The organism is Rhodopseudomonas rhenobacensis (assembly GCF_014203125.1).
GTDB classification, from domain to species: Bacteria; Pseudomonadota; Alphaproteobacteria; order Rhizobiales; family Xanthobacteraceae; genus Rhodopseudomonas_A; species Rhodopseudomonas_A rhenobacensis.
Genome location: NZ_JACHIH010000044.1, coordinates 1 through 17465 on the forward strand (window position 1 = coordinate 1; position 17465 = coordinate 17465).

Here is a 17465-nt window from a genome sequence, read left to right on the forward strand (position 1 = left end):
TTGTTCGGGTCCTGCTCGAACCGGACCAGCTGATTGTCAACCGTGTCCAGACTCTCATTCGTCTCCGTCAAAAACTCGCGCAACAAGTCGTCCATGGAACACGCCTTCGGTCACTGGCGCGCACGTCGTCACGCCCTGGAACCGGCACTGTCGGCGTAAACCGTTTAATATTGGTTGAGTAATGGATAAGAACGATTACGACTGGCCGATTGCGGCCCCGGCCGACCATGCCGGCAACGGACGGTTAACCATTTTCGCGCCGCGCCGCCGCCGGCGTCAGGCCCGCTAATCAGGATGCGTTTACCACCACGATGTCGCCTTCCGGCGCCAGCGACACGCTGAAGCCGCAGGCCTGCGCCAACAGCCGCGTGTAGTAGGGCTGCACCGCGTGAGCGTCGATCGCGCCTGAATGCGCGCCGCTCAGCATGTCGACGATGTTGGTCTGGGTGCGGGCGTTCAATCCGGACGCCGCGACCCGGAAGCCCATCGCCTCGCCCTCGCCGACCGCATCGACCGTCAGCACGCCGCCGCGCGGAATCGTCTGCTGGGCGATCACCAGCATATTCAACAAAAGCTTGACCTTGTTCTTCGGCAGCAGAATGCGCGGCAGATTCCAGGCGATCTTGGTCTTGTCGTCCTCGAGGTGACCGCGCGCCATGTTCTGCGCATCGCCAAGGTCGATCTGCGCACCGGCGGAGCCGGCCGCGCCGAACGCCAAGCGGCAGAACTGCAGCCGCGCCGACGCGGTGCGGGCGCTCTTGCGGATCAGATCGAGGGCGAATTCGCGGTCTTCCTGCTTCGGGCTGTCGTCCAGCACCTCGAGGCCATTGACGATGGCGCCGACTGGGCTGATCAGATCGTGGCAGACCCGCGAGCACAACAGCGCGGCGAGTTCCAGCGCGTCGGGAGCCGGGACGGAGACAGGGGCGGATATCGGAGTGCCAGACATCACATCTTTCCTAGAAAGCCGCTCGGCTTGGACACGGCGAATCAGCCATGGGTGTTGGTTGATACACCGCGGGCCCCGCCGCTGCCAACTCGAGCGGTCGCCCGGCGGCCGCCGCCCGCGCGGCGATCATCGCCAAAACCATCCCACGCCGCAACAGGAAGTCCGATGATCAGCAAGCCCACATTCCCCTGCCTGCAGCGGGACGACGCCGAAGCGCTGTTGGCGTCCTTGACCGAATTGGTACTCAGAGCCGGCGCGGCGATCCTGGCGATCGATCGCGGGCATCTGGCGATCGAGGGCAAGTGCGACGGCTCGCCGGTGACGGAGGCGGATCTGGCCGCCGACCGGATCATCGCCGAGGGGCTGGCGCGGCTCTGTCCGGAGGTGCCGGTGGTGTCGGAGGAGCGCGTCGCGCTGGCGACGCCGCCCTATCGCGACAGCTTCTTTCTGGTCGATCCGCTCGACGGCACCAAGGAATTCATCGCCGGCCGCGACGAATTCACCGTCAATCTGGCGCTGGTGACGAAAGGCGTGCCGCTGCTCGGCATCGTCGGCGCGCCGGCGCTGGGGCTGATCTGGCGCGGCATCGTCGGGGTGGGCGCGGAGCGGCTGCAGGTCGCGCCGGATCTGACGCCCGGAGCCGCCGTGGCGATCGCGCCGCGCCGCTTCCCCGCGCCCGGCCAGCAATGGATCGCCGCGGTGAGCCGCTCGCATGGCGACTGCCGCAGCGAGGCGTTCATCGACGCGCGGCCCGGCGCGGTGCGCAAATGCGTAGGCTCGGCGGTGAAGTTCTGCCGCGTCGCCGAGGGCGCGGCGGATATCTACCCGCGGCTGGCGCCGACCTGCGAATGGGATATCGCGGCCGGCCATGCGGTGCTCTGCGCCGCCGGCGGCCACGTGACCGATGCGGCGGGCGCGCCGCTGCAGTTCGGGCTCGGCGCGCCGGGCTTCATCATTCCGGAGTTCATCGCCTGGGGCGATCCGAAGGCTGCAAGCTGAGCTATTGCACCAGCGAATCCAACAGCTTGGGCCAGCGCTGCTGGGCCTCGCCGCGATAGCGCGCGGGGTCGGCGGAAAACGCGTCGCGGCTTTCTTCGCGGGAAAATAGAAACAGCCGCTGGCCGGAGATCAGCCAGATCTGGCTGTTGCCGGGCACCGCGACGCCGCGGCCGACGTCGACCGGGTCGTAGCCGCCGAACTGCGGCGCATAGATATCCGGACGCTCGATGAAATACGTTCGGTTGCCGGCGTTGCAGAACCGCCAGACCGCTCCGGCCTGCCACGCCTCGATGTCCGGGCTGCCGAGCTTCGCCTGCTTGTCGGTAAAGTAGGCCACCGGGTCGTAGCCGGAGATCGCGACGCCGGTGTAGCGATTGGCGACCACCCGCTCGGTGGTATTGGCGCGGGCGACCCCCGAGGCGCTGAACGCGCCCAGTACGCCCGCGATCACCGCGATCAGGGCTATTCCGCGGCGTCGCGCTTTTCTTTCCTGCCGTTGTGCCGTCATAGTTGATGCCGATAACAATCGAGTCGGGGACACTGGACGCAAGCCTTAGCCGACCGCCCCTCAGCATTCGGTTAAGGCCGCAGCCATGGATTTTGAGACCTGGATTTTGAGACCTAGGGGTTCTTCATGACTTTCGCCTCACGCCTCGCCGCGCTGACGCTCGCCGCGATGATGTCCTGGATCGTGCCGGCCGCGGCGCAGCAGCCGGCACCGCCGCGGCAGCAGACCCCGAACACCTATGGCCCGGACGAGCTGACCAACGCCGGCCACCGCTTCTTCGGCAACGTCTCGCGCGGCCTCGCCTCGGTGATCGAGCGCGCGGTGAGCCAATGGGGCCTGCCGAACGGCTACATCCTGGGCGAGGAGGGCTCCGGCGCCTTCGTGGCCGGGCTGCGCTACGGCGAAGGCACGCTCTACACCAAGAACGCCGGCGACCTGCGGGTGTACTGGCAGGGCCCCTCGGTCGGCTTCGACTGGGGCGGCGACGGCGCCCGCACCATGACGCTGGTCTACAACCTGCCCTCCACCAACGCGATCTATCAGCGCTTCGCCGGCATCGACGGCTCGGCCTATATCGTCGGCGGCTTCGGCATGACCGCGCTGACCGCCAACAACATCGTGCTGGTGCCGATCCGCTCCGGGCTCGGGCTGCGGCTCGGCGCCAATATCGGCTATCTGAAGTTCACCCAGGGCGCGACCTGGAATCCGTTCTGATCCGCCCCGCGGCCCGCACCGGCGAAAAATCCCGCAAAACCGCGTGACGGCGGTGCCGGATTCACGTTAACGCTGCATGGCGCTGGCGTGACCGCCGGCCGCAATGGCACAGTGGCCGGCGTTGCGCGCCGGAGCTGTCGCCCGTCCGGCTCGCGGCCGCGCGGCCCGCGGCCGTTTTGGCGCGGCGATCCTGAAGGAGACATCCATGGTCGAACCGATCATGTATCTGGCGATCGGTTTTCTGATCTCGATGCTGTTGTGGCTGATGATCGTGCCGCTGGTGCATAACCGCGCGGTGCGGCTGACCACGAGGCGGCTCGAAGCCGCGACGCCGCTGTCGATGGCCGAGATCCAGGCCGACAAGGACCAGCTGCGCGCCGAATTCGCGATGTCGGCGCGAAAGCTGGAAATGAACGTCGACCAGCTCAAGAACAAGACCACCAGCCAGCTCGCCGAGCTCGGCAAGAAATCCGACGCGGTCAACCGGCTGAGGCTCGAACTCAGCGAAAAGAACGCCGCGATCTTCGCGCTAGAGGCCCGCGAGGCCGCGCTCAAAGAGCAGCTGCAAGCCACCGAACAGGACGTGGCCGCGAAGTCCGCGGCGCTGCACGCCGCCGGACAGGCGCTCTCCGACAAGCAGGCCGAACTCGCCAAACTGTCCGGCGACCTCGCCGACCGCACGTTGGAGGCCGACAGCCGCCAGGTCGAGCTGGTCGCGGTGCATACCCAGATCGACGCGCTGAAGGCCCGGATCGACGCCGCCGAGAAGGAATTTGCCGCGACCCAGCAGCGGCTGGATCAGCAGCGCGGCGAATCCAACGCCGCCAACCAGGATTTGACCGAGGCGCGCGCGCGCGTCGCCGAGCTCAGCCAGCGCGTCACCGAGCTCGACCGCCAGCTGATCGCGCAGGTCAAGGAAGCCGAAACGCTGGGCGCCCGGGCGCAGCAGCTGGAGCGGGAGAATGCCGAGCTGCGCGGCGCCAAGGCCGCCAGCGCCGCGGCCGTCGCCGTGAGCGCCGCCGCGGCGCCCGATCTCGCACAATTGCGCGCCGAGAAGGCCGCGCTCGAGCAACAGCTGCGCGCCGCCGGCGAGGAACGCGCCAAGCTGCAGCGCGACCTCAACGCCATCCACCAGCAGGCCGAGACCGCCTGGGCCACCGAGCGGATGGAGAACGCGCTCTTGCGCGAGCGCATCAACGACATCGCCGCCGAGGTCGCCAAGCTGGCGATGCAGCTCGAGGGGCCGGATTCGGCGATCCAGGCGATGCTGGCCACCGCGCCCGCCGAGGCGGCGAAATCCGCCAGTGGTGCCGCCGCCGCCAAACCCGCCGGCGCCGCGCCGCGCGGCACCTTGGCCGAGCGAATCCGCGCGCTGCAGTCGCAGACCGCGCACAGCCGGCAAGTGGGATAGGCCTGGCGCAACAAGGGATTTGTGCAATCGGCGCGCTGCTCGCGCGTTCTGCCTTGGGGATGATTTTGGCGAAAGCCGGGAGCCGCGGTCCCGGGACCAGGCTCTCTCCCGCATTTTCCGGCAGGGTTGGCTTGACACCGATGCCTGCAATTCCGTAAATCCCGGCTCCGAAACACCCGGCCTGTTCGCAGACCGGCCTTTCGGACCAGATGTTGAGATCCCGGGCGCATAGCTCAGCGGGAGAGCGTTCCCTTCACACGGGAGAGGTCCAAGGTTCGATCCCTTGTGCGCCCACCATCTTGTCGACGCTCCAGTGCCCTCTGCCGTTCTTCCCACACTGGCGTCTCACACCATGGGCTGCTGAAATTCGGCGCTGCCCCGGCGAATCACTCAGCGATTTTTTCAGTCCCGACTTGACCGTTGGACCATGCTGTTGCCGCGCCGCAGGGGTGTCCCACGGCTTGTGCGGCGACGGGCGCCATGCTTAAACGCCGCCGTCATCGGTGCCTCTCGCAAGGGAGGTGAAACGGGAATGCGGTGCGGGACGACGTCCCAAGGCCGCAGCTGCCCTCGCAACTGTAAGCGGATCAAACCGTCCAACATGCCACTGGCCAACCGGCTGGGAAGGCGGACGAGGAGATTATCCGCGAGCCAGGAGACCGGCCGGCGACATCGATCTAACTCGTTCGGCGATGGGCCGGCGGAGGGCATTGTCTTGAAGATCTCGTTGGCCGCGCCTGGCGCGGCTGCGACACTTGTTGTCGCGCGTGCGGCGGATCGCGCCGTGCTGCCGCTGTTGATTGGCGGCGTCGTCCTGCTGTTCCTGGTGTCGCTCGGCGTCGGAGCGGTGCGGCTGCCGATCGGCTCGGTCGTCGCGGCGCTGTTCGGTTTCGGCGGCGAGATTCAGCAAACCATCGTGCAGGACATCCGGCTGCCGCGCGCGTTGTTGGCGATGGCGATCGGCGCCATCCACGGGTTGTCGGGCGCCGCACTCCAGGGATTGTTGCGCAACCCCTTGGCCTCGCCGTCACTGTTCGGCGCGCCGCAGGCGGCGGCGTTCGGTGCGGTGCTGGTGATCGCGACCGGGCTCGCCGACGTGCTGTCGTTCGCGCTGCCGTTCGCGGCGATCCTGATGGCGTTCGCCTCGGTGTTCGTGCTGATCGCGGTCGCGGGCCGCAACTCCAGCCTGCTCTTGCTGATCCTCGCGGGATTGGCGCTGTCGAGCCTCGCCGGCGCCGCCACCGCGCTGGCGCTGAACCTGTCGGCCAATCCGTTCGCCGCGCTGGAGATCTCGTTCTGGCTGCTCGGCTCGCTGGAGGACCGCAGCTTTCATCATCTGGCGCTGGCGTTGCCGTTCATCGTCTGCGGCGGTTGGCTGCTGCTGGCGCGGCGCGATGCGTTTCGCGCGCTCAGCCTCGGCGAAGAGACCGCGCAATCGCTCGGCGTCAACGTCGCCGGATTGCGGCTTCAGGTGATCATCGGCGTGGCGCTCGGCGTCGGCGCCGCGGTCGCGGTGTCCGGCACCATCGGCTTCATCGGCCTGATGGCGCCGCATCTGATGCGGCCATTGGTCGGCCACGATCCGGGCCGTCTGTTGTGGCCGAGCGCGCTCGCGGGCGCAGCGCTGCTGCTCGCCGCCGACATCGCGGTGCGGATCATTCCGTCCAGCACCGGAATCAAGGTCGGCGTGCTGACCGCGCTGATCGGCGTGCCGTTCTTTCTCTATCTGATCATGCGCGAGCGCCGCAGGCTCGGCGGCGGTCTGGCATGACCATGAGCGATTATCTCACGGTGGAGCAACTCGGCATCAAGCTTGGCGGCCGACTGCTGGTGAAGGACATCTCGTTCGCCCTGCCCCGGCGCAGCCTGGTCGCACTGGTCGGGCCGAACGGCGCCGGCAAGACCACGCTGCTGCGCGCGCTCGCTGGCCTGGTGCCGAGCCAAGGCCGGGTGACCATCGACGGCAAAGACCTTGCCGGCCTGGCGGTGCGCGAGCGCGCGTTGCGGTTCGCCTATCTGCCGCAGGGCCATGCCGTGCATTGGCCGCTGCCGGTGCGCGACGTGGTCGCGCTCGGCCGCTACCCGCACGGCGCCACCGACCCGCAGCGGCTCGGCCCGCACGACGCCGCGACGGTCGACCGCGCGTTGCACGAGGCCGACCTGATCGCGCTGCAAAGCCGGCCGGTCACCGAACTCTCCGGCGGCGAACGCAGCCGGGTGGCGTTGGCGCGCGCGCTGGCGACGCAGGCGCCGGTGCTTTTGGCGGACGAGCCGATCGCCTCGCTCGATCCCTATTACCAACTCTCGGTGATGGCGTTGCTGCGCAAGCAGGCCGATGCCGGCGCGCTGGTGATCGTGGTGACCCACGACCTCGGGCTCGCGGCCCGCTTCGCCGATCGGGTGTTGATACTGCGCGACGGCCGGCTGACGAACTCCGGGCCGCCGGACCTTGCGCTGGCGGCGGATGCGCTGGCGGAGGCGTTTGCGATCGAGGCGTTTCGCGGCGCTCATGAAGGTCAGCCGGTGATCGTGCCATGGGCCGCACGATGAGCCGACGTCTCGGCCGCCGCGGCTGGCGCATCTTCGCAAGCGCGATCATCCTGCTGAGCTTTGTGACCGGCGCCCTCGCCGGCCCGGCGCGCGTCGCCTCGATTAACATGTGCACCGACCAGTTGCTGCTCGCGCTCGCCGATCCCGAGCAGATCGCGGGCCTCGGCCCCTATGCGCGCGACCCGCGGCTGTCGTGGTCTGCGACCGAGGCGCTGCGTTATCCGCGGCTGTCCGGCGAGGCCGAGGATCTGTTGATGCTGCAGCCCGATCTGGTGCTCGCCGGCCGCTACGGCAAGCGCGCCACCCGCGATTTGCTGCGCGCCAAGGCCGTGCCGGTCGCCGAATTCGACGTGCCGCGCAGCATCGACGACGTCAAAAGCCAGATCCGCCGCGCCGGCGATCTGGTCGGCCATCGCGAGCGCGCCGAGGCGCTGATCGCGACGATCGACGAGGCTTTGAGCCGCACGCGGGCAGCCGCCTCGCGCCGCCACGACCGCGTGCTGACGGTGTCGCGGCGCGGCTGGATCGCCGGCGGCGACAGCCTGACCAGTTCGCTGCTGGCGGCTGCAGGTCTCTCCAACGCAGCCTCCGACCTCGGATTGCCGCATGGCGGCTTCGCCGCGCTGGAGACCATCGTCGCCTCAAAGCCGGATTTGATCCTGATCGCCGAAGCCGATCCGGCCGCGGAGGATCAGGGCAAGGCGCTGCTGCTGCATCCGGCGATTCAGCGCGCCTACCCGCCGAATAAGCGGCTGGTGATCGCCGAACAACTGACGATGTGCGGCGGGCCGATGCTGCCCGCCGCGCTCGACCGCCTCACCGCCGCGCTGGACCGCATCGGTCACTGAGGCTATCTCAGCGCGCCAAGGCCAATAGCGCGTCGAGATCGAGTTGCGCCTCGATCTGATCGGCCAGCGCGTCGAGCGTGGCTTCGACCCGCGCTTCATAAGCGAGCTGCGAATTCGATCCGCCGACGCTGCGAAGCCATTGCGCGCGAAACGCGTCGCAGCCGAACAGCCCGTGCAGATAGCCGCCACTGACGCGGCCGTCGGCGGAGACCGCGCCTTCCGGACGCGGCCCGCCGTGCTCGTCGAGTATCAACCACGGCCGCGCCAATCCCGGCCCAATGGTGCGGCCCATATGCATCTCGTAGCCGGTGACCCGGCAGCCGCTGATTTTGTCGATGGCGTCGATGTCGGTCAGGCGCTTGTCGCCGCCGATCTCGGTTTCGACGTCGAGCAGTCCGAGCCCCGCGGTATCGCCCGGCGCGCCCTCGAGACCTTGCGGATCGCGCACCACATGGCCGAGCATCTGGAAGCCGGCGCAGATCCCGACCACGCGACCGCCGCGGCGGACATGGGCGAGAATGTCGATGTCCCAGCCTTCACGGCGCAGCACCGCAAGATCGGTGCGGGTCGCCTTGGAGCCGGGGATCACAATGACGTCGGTGTCGGCCGGGATCGGCGAACCCGGCTGCACCCAGCGCAATTGCACGCCGGGCTCGGCGGCGAGCGGATCGATGTCGTCGAAATTGGCGACGCGCGACAATCGCAGCACCGCGATGTTCAACCCCGCGCCGGCGCCATTGGCCGGCCGCTCCAGCGCCAGCGAATCCTCCGCCGGCAATTGCTGGGCGCGATCGAACCAGCGCAGCACGCCGAGGAACGGCCAGCCGGTGTGTTCGGTGATGGTGCTGCAGCCCGGCTCAAACAGCGAGAAGTCGCCGCGGAATTTGTTGACGATGTAGCCTTCGACGCGGTCGCGGTCGGCCTGGTCCAGCAACGCGTGGCTGCCGACGATCGCCGCCATGGTGCCGCCGCGGTCGATATCGGACAACAGCACCACCGGCAGGTCCGCCTGCTCGGCGAGCCGCATATTGGTGATGTCGGAGGAGCGCAGATAGACCTCGGCGCCGCTGCCGGCGCCTTCCACCAGCACCAGATCGGCCTCGGCCTTGAGCCGCTGCAGACTGTCGAGCACCGCCGGCATCAAGGCGCGGCGCATCTTGTGATAGACCCGCGCCGGACAATTGCCGAGCACGCGGCCGCGCAGCACCACTTGCGCACCGATCTCGCTCTGTGGCTTCAGCAGCACCGGGTTCATGTGGATCGAGGGCGCGGCGCGGCAGGCGCGGGCCTGCATCGCCTGCGCGCGGCCGATCTCGCCGCGCGGGATCACGCCGTCGGCACCCGGCGGCAGATCGCTGTCGCAGGCCACCGCGGCGTTGTTGCTCATGTTCTGCGCCTTGTAGGGACGCACCACGAGGCCACGTTTGGTATAAGCGCGGCACAACCCCGCGACCACCATGCTCTTGCCGACGTCGGAGCTGGTGCCCTGGATCATCAGCACCCGGGCGCGGCGCGGCAGATCGGCGGGCGCCGCAGTGAATTGGATTTTGTCGATCAGTTCGCTGACGTTGATAGCTGGCATTTCGTGTCCATGGTCGATTTGAAGTCGGCGTAGCTCGTCACCGACGACGACGTCGGTGCAACGAATGCTGCGGGAATAGGGTGGAGCCGCGCGATCAGCCGTCGGATTCGGTGTTCGGCTGCTTGAGCCGCCGCGGATCCTGATCGTGGCCGTCCCAGATTTTCGGGCGCTCGAGCCAGCGCTGGATGAAATTCCACGAACGGCGATAGCCGTTATGCGGCAGCGTGCAGGCCGAACAGTCCTTGCGCCGCAAGCCATTGCCGTCGGTGAACACCTGGTACGGCCCGGGGCATTCGTAGGCGATCAACGGGCAATAGCAGAACAGACAGTTGAACTCGCGTTCGACGCCCTTGTGACAGGGCATGAACGGGCAGTTCGAATTGCTGAAACCCTTGAAGGCTTCGTTGTTAGTTGTGTCTTTCGGTTCCATGCCGTCTCCAGGATCGAGCAAACGACGACGCCACGTCGGCGCGTGGGATCATGCAGCCGCATGTCGGCGCGCAGCCGCGATCGCCGCGCATCGTTGCTACGCGCGTTCGGTGATGTGAGATTGGGTGGACGAGACGCGGGCGAACGCCGATCACGCGCGCTGGCGCGCACCTTGTCGGACGCCCGGCGCGATCCGATTAACTGTGCTTGATGATTAACTGTGCTTGATCATGTGTTTCTCCGCCATCGACCCGCCGTCGATTGAGTTGGACCAGCGTCTTCGGCCGGTCTCCTGGCTCACGGACATGGTCCCCGATCGCCTTCCCGATGCACGGCATCAGTGGCTTATCGATCGGGCACGGTCCGCCTACAGTTGCGGGGGCAGCCGCGGCATTGGCGATTTCTCGCCGCACCGCATTCCCAGTTTCACCTCTGTTACCAGAGGCACCGAAGACAGATTCAAAAGAGCATGGCGGCCTGCGCCGCGCAAGGGGAATTGGCGTATCCGTTGGGTCGGCCAGTACATCGAGCGGCGCGGTGACATCGCACCTCGCCGCGAATTCGCTGACCGAGCGCCGCGACGCCTGCGCGGCGGCATTGAGCAAGCGGCGCGCCCCCTCGCTCGGCTCGCCGCAGCTCACATCTGATAGCGCCACACGACCAGAATGGTGCCGACCGTCAGCGCCAGGCTGACGATCCAGCCGGTGAAATAACGCGCGACGGGCTCGCCGATGCCGCTCATCGCGTCCATGCCGGGGCGGCTGCTGCGCCAGTGGTCACCCATGTCGACCTCCCTGAAAGAGAAATAATTGACAGCTGCGACGCCGGTTCCATGCTCGCAAAAATTGTGCCGAGGATGCGGTCGCGGCGAGGACTTAAGTGGGCAGGCCCGCCGCCGGTGCTGCGCCGCCGTCGCGGCCGGGCTTTGCTGATCCGGCCACCAAGGGCCGTGGTTTGGCCTGGTCGCGGTTCTGCGGTCAGCGCGCTGCGCTTTCCTGGATTGCTTCGTCGCAAGAGCTCCTCGCGATGACGAACTTAAGCGATTGAAGTCGTTGCGGACATGTTCGGTCGGACTCTCAGCGGATCCGCACCGCCAGGGTGACACTCCGCCGCGGCGGCGCTGTTATGAATTTGTTAACTTTGATCGGTATAAGCTCAACTTATGTGAGGCGGACCGGATGTACGTTCGTTTCTCAGAGGCTCGGAGTGAAAACTTCGGGCCGTCGTTTTTTTGGGGCCTCGTTTCCGGCCTCCCAGTGTCGCCGCCCTCGCGCCGCCGGCCTGGCGCCGCAGGCCGCAGCGACTCTCGCCGCGCAGCCGATTCTCTCGCCGACGCCCGGCGCCTCCCCGCTCACATCACCACTTCGATCAGCTTCGGTCCCGGCTCGGCCACCGCCTGCGCCAGCGCAGCGGCAAAGTCCTCCGCCGTGGTCACCGAGCGCGCCGGCACCCCCATGCCCTTGGCGAGCGCGCACCAATCCAGTGTCGGGCGGTCGATGCTGAGCATGTCCAAGGCGCGGGCCCCCATCTCGCCGGCGCCGACGCCGGCGAACTCGCCCTTCAGGATCTGATAGTTGCGATTGGCGAACACGATGGTGGTGACGTCGAGGTTTTCGCGGGCCTGGGTCCACAGCGATTGCAGCGTGTACATCGCCGAGCCGTCGCCGACCATGCAGATCACCTTGCGATCGGGACACGCCACCGCGGCGCCGGTCGCCACCGGCGTCGAAAACCCGATCGAGCCGCCCATGTTCTGCAGCCAATCGTGCGGCGCCGACGCCGCGGTCGGCGGGAAGAAGCCGCGGCCGGTGGTGATCGATTCATCGACCACGATGGCGTTTTCAGGGATCGCCAGCGCGATCGCCATGGCGATGGCGGCGTGGGTCAGGGCTCCGGTAGGCTGCACCAGCTCGACCAATTGCTGCGGCTGCGCGTCGGCCGCCTTGGCGCCGAGCACACCGGCCAGCGCTTCCAACGCCGCCACCGAATGCTCGCCCTGATCGGTCATCCGATGTACTTCGCAGCCCTCCGGCTTCAGCAGGCTCGGCTTGTCCGGATAGGCGAAGAACGCCACCGGATCATTAGCCTCGACCAGGACGATGTGGCGAAAGTCCTTCAAGCTCGGCAGCGCCTGCTCGATCACGTAAGGAATCCGGTCGATCGCAAAGCGGCCGCGGCCGCGCGCCATCTTCGGATTGTAGGTCTGCCCCATCACCTTGCAGCCGGTCTTGCCGGCGATCCGCGAAGCCAGCGCCAGGCCGCGCTCGGTCAGCGCGCCGCCGGTCATCAGCAGCAGCGTCGGCTCGCCGGTGCGCAGCACCCGCGCCGCCGCTTCCACCGCCTCGCGCGAATAGCTGGCGCGTTGCGCGTCCTGCGGCACCGCGGCGATGCCGTCGGCCTCGTTCCAGGCGGTATCGGCCGGCAGGATCAGCGTCGCGATCTGGGCGTGGCGGGCGGCTGCGATCGCCGCCGCGCCGTCCTTCGCGACCGACTGCGCATCCGGCGAGGTGCGCAGCCAGGCCGACATCGGCCGCGCCAGGCCTTCGATATCGGAGGTCAAGGGCGCGTTGTAGTCGATGTGGTAGGTGGCGTGCTGGCCGACGATGTTGACGATGCCGGAATTGGCCTTCTTGGCGTTGTGCAGATTGGCCAGGCCATTGGCGAGCCCGGGGCCGAGATGCAGCAGCGTCGACGCCGGTCTGTTCCGCATCCGGAAATAACCGTCGGCGGCGCCGGTGACCACGCCTTCGAACAGCCCGAGCACGCAGCGCATCCCCTCGACGCGATCCAGGGCTGCGACAAAATGCATCTCCGAGGTCCCGGGATTGGCGAAGCAGACGTCGACGTTGCCCGCCACCAGGGTTCGCACCAGACTTTCCGCACCGTTCATGTTTTGAGGCCCTTCGGCTTGGTTGGACGCCGCATCGATCAATCATCGTTGCGCGCCGACGTCAAAGGTTTAGCCATCCGCGCGCCATCCGGCACCTCGCCGCTCACGCGGCCGTGGGTTGCGCAACCGCGCGCTTTGTGGCCATTTCCGAGCGGAAATTGGCACTGGCGAGGAAACAGATGATTAGGGTTGCTGCGGCGTTGGTTGCGATGGTGGTTTTGGTCGGCGGAGCGGGCTCTGCGTCCGCCCAGGAGGACTCCCGCGGCTTCATGGGCTTTGGCCCGAATTTCTTCGGTGGCGCCAGCGACGCCAATCCGATCCCGCGCACCACGGTGAATTTCGCCAGCAACTACGCACCCGGCACCATCTACATCGATACCGCGGAACGCCGGCTGTACCTGATCATGCCAGGCGGCCAGGCGCTGCGCTACGGCATCGGGGTCGGCCGCGACGGCTTCCGCTGGGGCGGCGTGCACCGCATCACCGCCAAGAAGGAATGGCCGAGCTGGACCCCGCCGTCGCAGATGCTGCGCCGTCGCCCCGATCTGCCGCGCCACATGGCCGGCGGCATCGACAATCCGCTCGGCGCGCGGGCGATGTATCTCGGCTCGACGCTGTACCGCATCCACGGCTCCAACGAGCCGGAGACCATCGGCCAGGCGGTGTCGTCGGGTTGCTTCCGGATGACCAACGAGGACGTCCAGGATCTCTACGATCGCGTCCGCGTCGGCACCACCGTGGTGGTGAAGAACTGAGCTCGCAGCGCCGCGCGGCGCCGGCGCGGCTGCGGCCACACCGGCTGCTGCAAGTCGCGGCCATCGTTGTCGTCGCCGCGGGCTTGGCGGCGTCGCTCGCGCCGCTGCCCGCGTCCGCCAAAAAGCCGAGCGCCGCAACCAACGGAGTCGCGGCGAAGCAGCGCGCCGAGCGCAAGGCGTTCAGCGACGCCGAAATCCTCGACGGCTTCTTCAAGACCGCGTTCGGCGCCGAATATCATCTCGCAGGCCGGGTCGACCGGATCCGCAAATATCCCGGCCCGGTGCGGGTCGCCGCCGAGGGCGCAGATCGCCGCGACCGCAAGGCGCAGCTCGCCCGCGTGGTCGCCGAGATCGCCGCGCATGTCGAGCACCTCGACATCGCGCTGGCGGAGCAAGGCAGCGAGGCGCAAATGGCCGCGCAAGTCACCGTCACCTTGGTGCGCGACCGCAATCTGTATCCGGCGATCGCGAAATCCTATGGCGCCGAACGCGCCAAGGAAATCCGCTCATCGCTCGATCCGCAATGCCTCTCCGGATTCCGCAAGAACGAGCGCTACGAGATCCTGCATTCCGACGTCATCCTCACCGTCGACAATGGCGACTTCGTCTTCCTGGATTGCGCCTACGAGGAATTGCTGCAGTCGCTGGGGCCGATCAACGACACTGATTCCGTGCCGTGGACGATGTTCAACGACGACGTGCAGATGGGCTTCTTCGACGTCTACGACCAGTACATCCTCAACATCCTGTATCACCCGCTGATCACGCCCGGCATGACCGTGGCCGAGGTCAAGGCGGTGCTGCCGCAGGTGCTGCCCGAGGTGCGGGCGTTCGTCGCCAAAGTGAACGGGCTGCGGCAGGAGTGACGCGTGGCGCTCATCTCACACGAAGCGTCATTCCGGGGCGCGAGGGCGTCAGCCCGAGCGAACCCGGAATCCAGTACTCACCGCCCTGGAATACTGGATTCCGGGTTCACTCGCAGCTTCGCTGCTCGTGCCCCGGAATGACAGCCTCGGGAGACCACGCCCTACGCACTCTTCTCGAACAACTCCCGCCCGATCAGCATCCGCCGGATCTCGCTGGTGCCGGCGCCGATTTCGTAGAGTTTGGCATCGCGCAGCAGCCGGCCGGTCGGATAATCATTGATATAGCCGTTGCCGCCGAGCAGCTGGATCGCATCCAGCGCGCATTGCGTCGCGCGTTCCGCCGCATACAAAATCGCGCCGGCGGAATCCTCGCGCGAGGTCTCGCCGCGGTCGCAGGCCTTCGCCACCGCATAGACGTAAGCCCGCGAGGCGTTCATCGTCACATACATGTCGGCGACCTTGCCCTGCACCAATTGGAACATGCCGATCGGCTGGCCGAACTGCTTGCGCTCGTGGATATAGGGCATCACCACGTCGAGGCAGGCCTGCATGATGCCGAGCGGCCCCGCCGCCAGCACCGCGCGCTCATAGTCGAGCCCCGACATCAGCACGTTGACGCCGCGGCCGACTTCGCCGAGCACATTCTCCTCCGGCACCTCGCAGTCCTCGAACACCAGTTCGCCGGTGTCGGAGCCGCGCATCCCGAGCTTGTCGAGCTTTTGCGCGGTGCTGAAACCTCTCATGCCTTTCTCGATGATGAAGGCGGTCATGCCGCGGGCGCCCGCCGCCGGATCGGTCTTGGCATAGACCACCAGCGTCTCGGCAATCGGACCATTGGTGATCCACATCTTGCTGCCGTTGAGCACGTAGCGGTCGCCCTGCTTCTCGGCGCGGGTCTTCATCGACACCACGTCGGAGCCGGCGCCCGGCTCCGACATCGCCAGCGCGCCGACGTGTTCGCCACTGATCAGCTTCGGCAGGTATTTGCGCTTTTGGGCCTCGCTGCCGTTGCGGCGCAGCTGATTGACGCAGAGGTTGGAATGCGCGCCGTAGGACAATCCCACCGAGGCCGAAGCCCGCGAAATTTCCTCCACCGCGATGCAGTGCTCGAGATAGCCGAGCCCGGCGCCCCCGTACTCTTCTTCGACGGTAATGCCGTGCAAGCCGAGCGCGCCGAGCTTCGGCCACAGGTCGCGCGGAAACTGATTGGACTTGTCGATCTCGTCGGCGCGCGGGGCAATTTCGTTCTGCGAAAAATCCCGCACGGTGTCGCGGATCGCGTCGGCGGTCTCGCCGAGGTCGAAATTGAACATCCGTTGCGCGTTGGGAATCATGGGGTCGCCTCCGGTCGCCTGCTGGTCTGTGCCAAGTTGCTCTCTTGCAGGTCTATGCGTCGGCATCACCATTGTCACGGGGCAGATGACGAGTGCGGCATCGCGGCTCCCCGGGCCTTGCGCCGTCGCGCGCGACGCGGTGTAATTCCGGCCAAATCGCCGCCGGCATCACCACACCGAGCGGCCTCGGGAGCGCGCCAAGAAGCAACAAGGAGTGCGGCATGCATGGCAGCGTCGACACCGAGCAGGCAGAGCGGCTGCGCGCCGCCCGCGCGGAGGCCTATGCCACCCCGCTGAAGGACTTTCACCCCGGCGCGCCGCGGCATTTCCGCGACGATACGCTGTGGCCGTGGTTCGAGCGGCTGCGCGCCGAGGCGCCGGTGCATTACTGCACCAACGCGCCGATCGAGCCGTATTGGTCGGTGACCAAGTATCACGACATCATGAACGTCGACACCCATCACGAGATCTTCTCATCGGACTCCACGCTCGGCGGCATTTCGATCCGCGACGCGCCGCAGGGCTACGACTGGCCGAGCTTCATCGCGATGGACCAGCCGCGCCACGCCGAGCAACGCAAGACGGTGTCGCCGATGTTCACGCCGGAGCATCTCGACGAACTCGCGGTGCTGATCCGGCAGCGCGCCGGCCAAGTGCTCGACGCGCTGCCGAACAACGAAACCTTCAACTTCGTGGAAAGAGTCTCGATCGAGCTGACCACGCAGATGCTGGCCACATTGTTCGATTTTCCGTTCAACGAGCGGCGCAAGCTGACGCGCTGGTCCGACGTCGCCACCGCGCTGCCGAAAAGCGGCGTGGTGGAATCCGAAGCGCAGCGCCGCACCGAGATGAGCGAATGCGCGACGTATTTCACAAGGCTGTGGAACGAGCGCGTCAACGCCGCGCCGCGCAACGACCTGATCTCGATGATGGCGCACCACGACGCCACGCGGCAGATGGACCACGACAATCTGATCGGCAACATCATCCTGTTGATCATCGGCGGCAACGACACCACCCGCAACACCATGACCGGATCGGTGCTGGCTTTGCACGAGAACCCCGAGCAATTCCGCAAGCTGCGTGACAATCCGGCGCTGATCGACAGCATGGTTCCGGAAGTGATCCGCTGGCAGACGCCGCTGGCGCATATGCGGCGCACCGCGCTCTGCGACACCGAACTCGGCGGCAAGCTGATCCGCAAGGGCGAGCGCGTGGTGATGTGGTACGTCTCCGGCAACCGCGACGACGAGGCGGTCGAGGCGCCTAACGCCTTCATCATCGACCGCGCCCGGCCGCGTACGCATCTGTCGTTCGGCTTCGGCATTCACCGCTGCGTCGGCATGCGGCTGGCCGAACTTCAACTCAAAATCGTATGGGAAGAAATGCTGAAACGCTTCGACCATATCCAAGTTGTCGGCGAACCGAGGCGGGTGTATTCGAGCTTCGTCCGGGGCTACGAATGCTTGCCGGTGCGATTGTCGTGAATTAATGGCCTGAAATGCGATTCAATGCGTTGAGCCCGTCATTGCGAGCCAACGGGCCGGCGCAAATGCGCCGCCCGTTGTGCGAAGCAATCCAGGAGCGGCCCTGCACGGAGCCCCTGGATTGCTTCGTCGCAAGCGCTCCT

The 17465-nt window shown here is 67.0% G+C and carries 16 protein-coding genes, 1 tRNA gene and 2 riboswitches; of the genes, 10 read left to right on the forward strand and 7 right to left on the reverse strand.

The features are described from left to right. Nucleotides 1–289: 289 nt before the first annotated feature. Nucleotides 290–949: a histidine phosphotransferase ChpT gene (gene chpT, locus HNR60_RS22145; RefSeq protein WP_184262230.1), complete on the reverse strand. Its 660-nt coding sequence runs from the start codon at nt 947–949 to the stop codon at nt 290–292. 165 nt (nt 950–1114) lie between these two features. On the opposite strand from chpT, the gene HNR60_RS22150 reads away from it, so the two are divergent. After that, on the forward strand, nt 1115–1948 hold the full coding sequence (locus HNR60_RS22150; RefSeq protein WP_184262232.1) for a 3'(2'),5'-bisphosphate nucleotidase CysQ family protein: 834 nt from the start codon (nt 1115–1117) through the stop codon (nt 1946–1948). Nucleotide 1949: 1 nt separating this feature from the next. Here HNR60_RS22150 and HNR60_RS22155 read toward each other — a convergent pair whose 3' ends face one another. Further along, the gene (locus tag HNR60_RS22155) at nt 1950–2456 is read right to left on the reverse strand and encodes a YHS domain-containing (seleno)protein (RefSeq protein WP_184262234.1); all 507 of its coding nucleotides are present in this window, start codon (nt 2454–2456) and stop codon (nt 1950–1952) included. A 126-nt stretch (nt 2457–2582) separates the two neighbouring features. On the opposite strand from HNR60_RS22155, the gene HNR60_RS22160 reads away from it, so the two are divergent. The 6 genes from HNR60_RS22160 (at nt 2583) to HNR60_RS22185 (ending at nt 7979) form a co-directional block, all read left to right on the forward strand. Further along, nucleotides 2583–3170, forward strand: a complete 588-nt coding sequence (locus HNR60_RS22160) for a DUF1134 domain-containing protein (protein ID WP_184262236.1) — start codon at nt 2583–2585, stop codon at nt 3168–3170. Nucleotides 3171–3375: 205 nt separating this feature from the next. Then, the gene (locus HNR60_RS22165; RefSeq protein ID WP_184262238.1) at nt 3376–4581 is read left to right on the forward strand and encodes a coiled-coil domain-containing protein; all 1206 of its coding nucleotides are present in this window, start codon (nt 3376–3378) and stop codon (nt 4579–4581) included. A gap of 222 nt (nt 4582–4803) precedes the next feature. Next, nucleotides 4804–4878: transfer RNA gene (locus tag HNR60_RS22170), tRNA-Val, on the forward strand. Between the two features lie 187 nt (nt 4879–5065). Next, a riboswitch (cobalamin riboswitch) is annotated at nt 5066–5263 on the forward strand. 102 nt (nt 5264–5365) lie between these two features. Next, entirely contained in the window at nt 5366–6352 is a 987-nt protein-coding gene (locus HNR60_RS22175; RefSeq protein WP_184262240.1) for an iron chelate uptake ABC transporter family permease subunit, read from the forward strand. After that, nucleotides 6349–7131 (forward strand): ABC transporter ATP-binding protein, encoded by a 783-nt coding sequence (locus HNR60_RS22180; protein WP_184262242.1) that lies wholly within the window; start codon nt 6349–6351, stop codon nt 7129–7131. The genes HNR60_RS22175 and HNR60_RS22180 overlap by 4 nt, the downstream gene beginning before the upstream one ends. Then, entirely contained in the window at nt 7128–7979 is an 852-nt protein-coding gene (locus tag HNR60_RS22185) for an ABC transporter substrate-binding protein (protein ID WP_246433061.1), read from the forward strand. The genes HNR60_RS22180 and HNR60_RS22185 overlap by 4 nt, the downstream gene beginning before the upstream one ends. 7 nt (nt 7980–7986) lie before the next feature. On the opposite strand, the gene HNR60_RS22190 is transcribed toward HNR60_RS22185, so the two are convergent. The 4 genes from HNR60_RS22190 to HNR60_RS22205 all read right to left on the reverse strand — a co-directional run bounded on the left by HNR60_RS22190 (nt 7987) and on the right by HNR60_RS22205 (nt 12880). Next, entirely contained in the window at nt 7987–9561 is a 1575-nt protein-coding gene (locus HNR60_RS22190) for a cobyric acid synthase (protein ID WP_184262246.1), read from the reverse strand. 94 nt (nt 9562–9655) lie between these two features. Next, a complete protein-coding gene (locus HNR60_RS22195; protein ID WP_184262248.1) occupies nt 9656–9991 on the reverse strand; it encodes a cysteine-rich small domain-containing protein in 336 nt (111 codons plus the stop codon). Nucleotides 9992–10255: 264 nt separating this feature from the next. Further along, a riboswitch (cobalamin riboswitch) is annotated at nt 10256–10457 on the reverse strand. A gap of 170 nt (nt 10458–10627) precedes the next feature. Then, complete coding sequence (locus HNR60_RS22200; RefSeq protein ID WP_184262250.1) at nt 10628–10774, reverse strand: hypothetical protein; 147 nt, start codon at nt 10772–10774, stop codon at nt 10628–10630. Between the two features lie 567 nt (nt 10775–11341). Continuing rightward, nucleotides 11342–12880 carry an acetolactate synthase large subunit gene (locus tag HNR60_RS22205; RefSeq protein WP_184262252.1) on the reverse strand — a complete coding sequence of 513 codons (1539 nt, stop codon included), beginning with the start codon at nt 12878–12880 and terminating at the stop codon, nt 11342–11344. Nucleotides 12881–13059: 179 nt separating this feature from the next. On the opposite strand from HNR60_RS22205, the gene HNR60_RS22210 reads away from it, so the two are divergent. Together HNR60_RS22210 and HNR60_RS22215 are read left to right on the forward strand one after the other, a co-directional pair. Beyond that, a complete protein-coding gene (locus tag HNR60_RS22210) occupies nt 13060–13635 on the forward strand; it encodes a L,D-transpeptidase (RefSeq protein WP_184262254.1) in 576 nt (191 codons plus the stop codon). Between the two features lie 83 nt (nt 13636–13718). Further along, nucleotides 13719–14501, forward strand: a complete 783-nt coding sequence (locus tag HNR60_RS22215; protein ID WP_430695024.1) for a DUF2927 domain-containing protein — start codon at nt 13719–13721, stop codon at nt 14499–14501. A 161-nt stretch (nt 14502–14662) separates the two neighbouring features. Here HNR60_RS22215 and HNR60_RS22220 read toward each other — a convergent pair whose 3' ends face one another. Next, entirely contained in the window at nt 14663–15835 is a 1173-nt protein-coding gene (locus HNR60_RS22220; RefSeq protein ID WP_184262256.1) for an isovaleryl-CoA dehydrogenase, read from the reverse strand. A 221-nt stretch (nt 15836–16056) separates the two neighbouring features. Between HNR60_RS22220 and HNR60_RS22225 the strand changes: the two genes are divergently transcribed. Further along, nucleotides 16057–17322, forward strand: coding sequence for a cytochrome P450 (locus tag HNR60_RS22225; protein ID WP_184262258.1), 1266 nt, complete (start codon nt 16057–16059; stop codon nt 17320–17322). Nucleotides 17323–17465 lie beyond the last annotated feature (143 nt).

What these genes read in the sequence shown, in the direction of transcription:
- chpT (WP_184262230.1), bottom strand. Translation starts at nt 949, where the DNA reads ATGTCTGGCACTCCGATATCCGCCCCTGTCTCCGTCCCGGCTCCCGAC.
- HNR60_RS22150 (WP_184262232.1), top strand. Translation starts at nt 1,115, where the DNA reads ATGATCAGCAAGCCCACATTCCCCTGCCTGCAGCGGGACGACGCCGAA.
- HNR60_RS22155 (WP_184262234.1), bottom strand. Translation starts at nt 2,456, where the DNA reads ATGACGGCACAACGGCAGGAAAGAAAAGCGCGACGCCGCGGAATAGCC.
- HNR60_RS22160 (WP_184262236.1), top strand. Translation starts at nt 2,583, where the DNA reads ATGACTTTCGCCTCACGCCTCGCCGCGCTGACGCTCGCCGCGATGATG.
- HNR60_RS22165 (WP_184262238.1), top strand. Translation starts at nt 3,376, where the DNA reads ATGGTCGAACCGATCATGTATCTGGCGATCGGTTTTCTGATCTCGATG.
- HNR60_RS22180 (WP_184262242.1), top strand. Translation starts at nt 6,349, where the DNA reads ATGACCATGAGCGATTATCTCACGGTGGAGCAACTCGGCATCAAGCTT.
- HNR60_RS22185 (WP_246433061.1), top strand. Translation starts at nt 7,128, where the DNA reads ATGAGCCGACGTCTCGGCCGCCGCGGCTGGCGCATCTTCGCAAGCGCG.
- HNR60_RS22190 (WP_184262246.1), bottom strand. Translation starts at nt 9,561, where the DNA reads ATGCCAGCTATCAACGTCAGCGAACTGATCGACAAAATCCAATTCACT.
- HNR60_RS22195 (WP_184262248.1), bottom strand. Translation starts at nt 9,991, where the DNA reads ATGGAACCGAAAGACACAACTAACAACGAAGCCTTCAAGGGTTTCAGC.
- HNR60_RS22200 (WP_184262250.1), bottom strand. Translation starts at nt 10,774, where the DNA reads ATGGGTGACCACTGGCGCAGCAGCCGCCCCGGCATGGACGCGATGAGC.
- HNR60_RS22205 (WP_184262252.1), bottom strand. Translation starts at nt 12,880, where the DNA reads ATGAACGGTGCGGAAAGTCTGGTGCGAACCCTGGTGGCGGGCAACGTC.
- HNR60_RS22210 (WP_184262254.1), top strand. Translation starts at nt 13,060, where the DNA reads ATGATTAGGGTTGCTGCGGCGTTGGTTGCGATGGTGGTTTTGGTCGGC.
- HNR60_RS22220 (WP_184262256.1), bottom strand. Translation starts at nt 15,835, where the DNA reads ATGATTCCCAACGCGCAACGGATGTTCAATTTCGACCTCGGCGAGACC.
- HNR60_RS22225 (WP_184262258.1), top strand. Translation starts at nt 16,057, where the DNA reads ATGCATGGCAGCGTCGACACCGAGCAGGCAGAGCGGCTGCGCGCCGCC.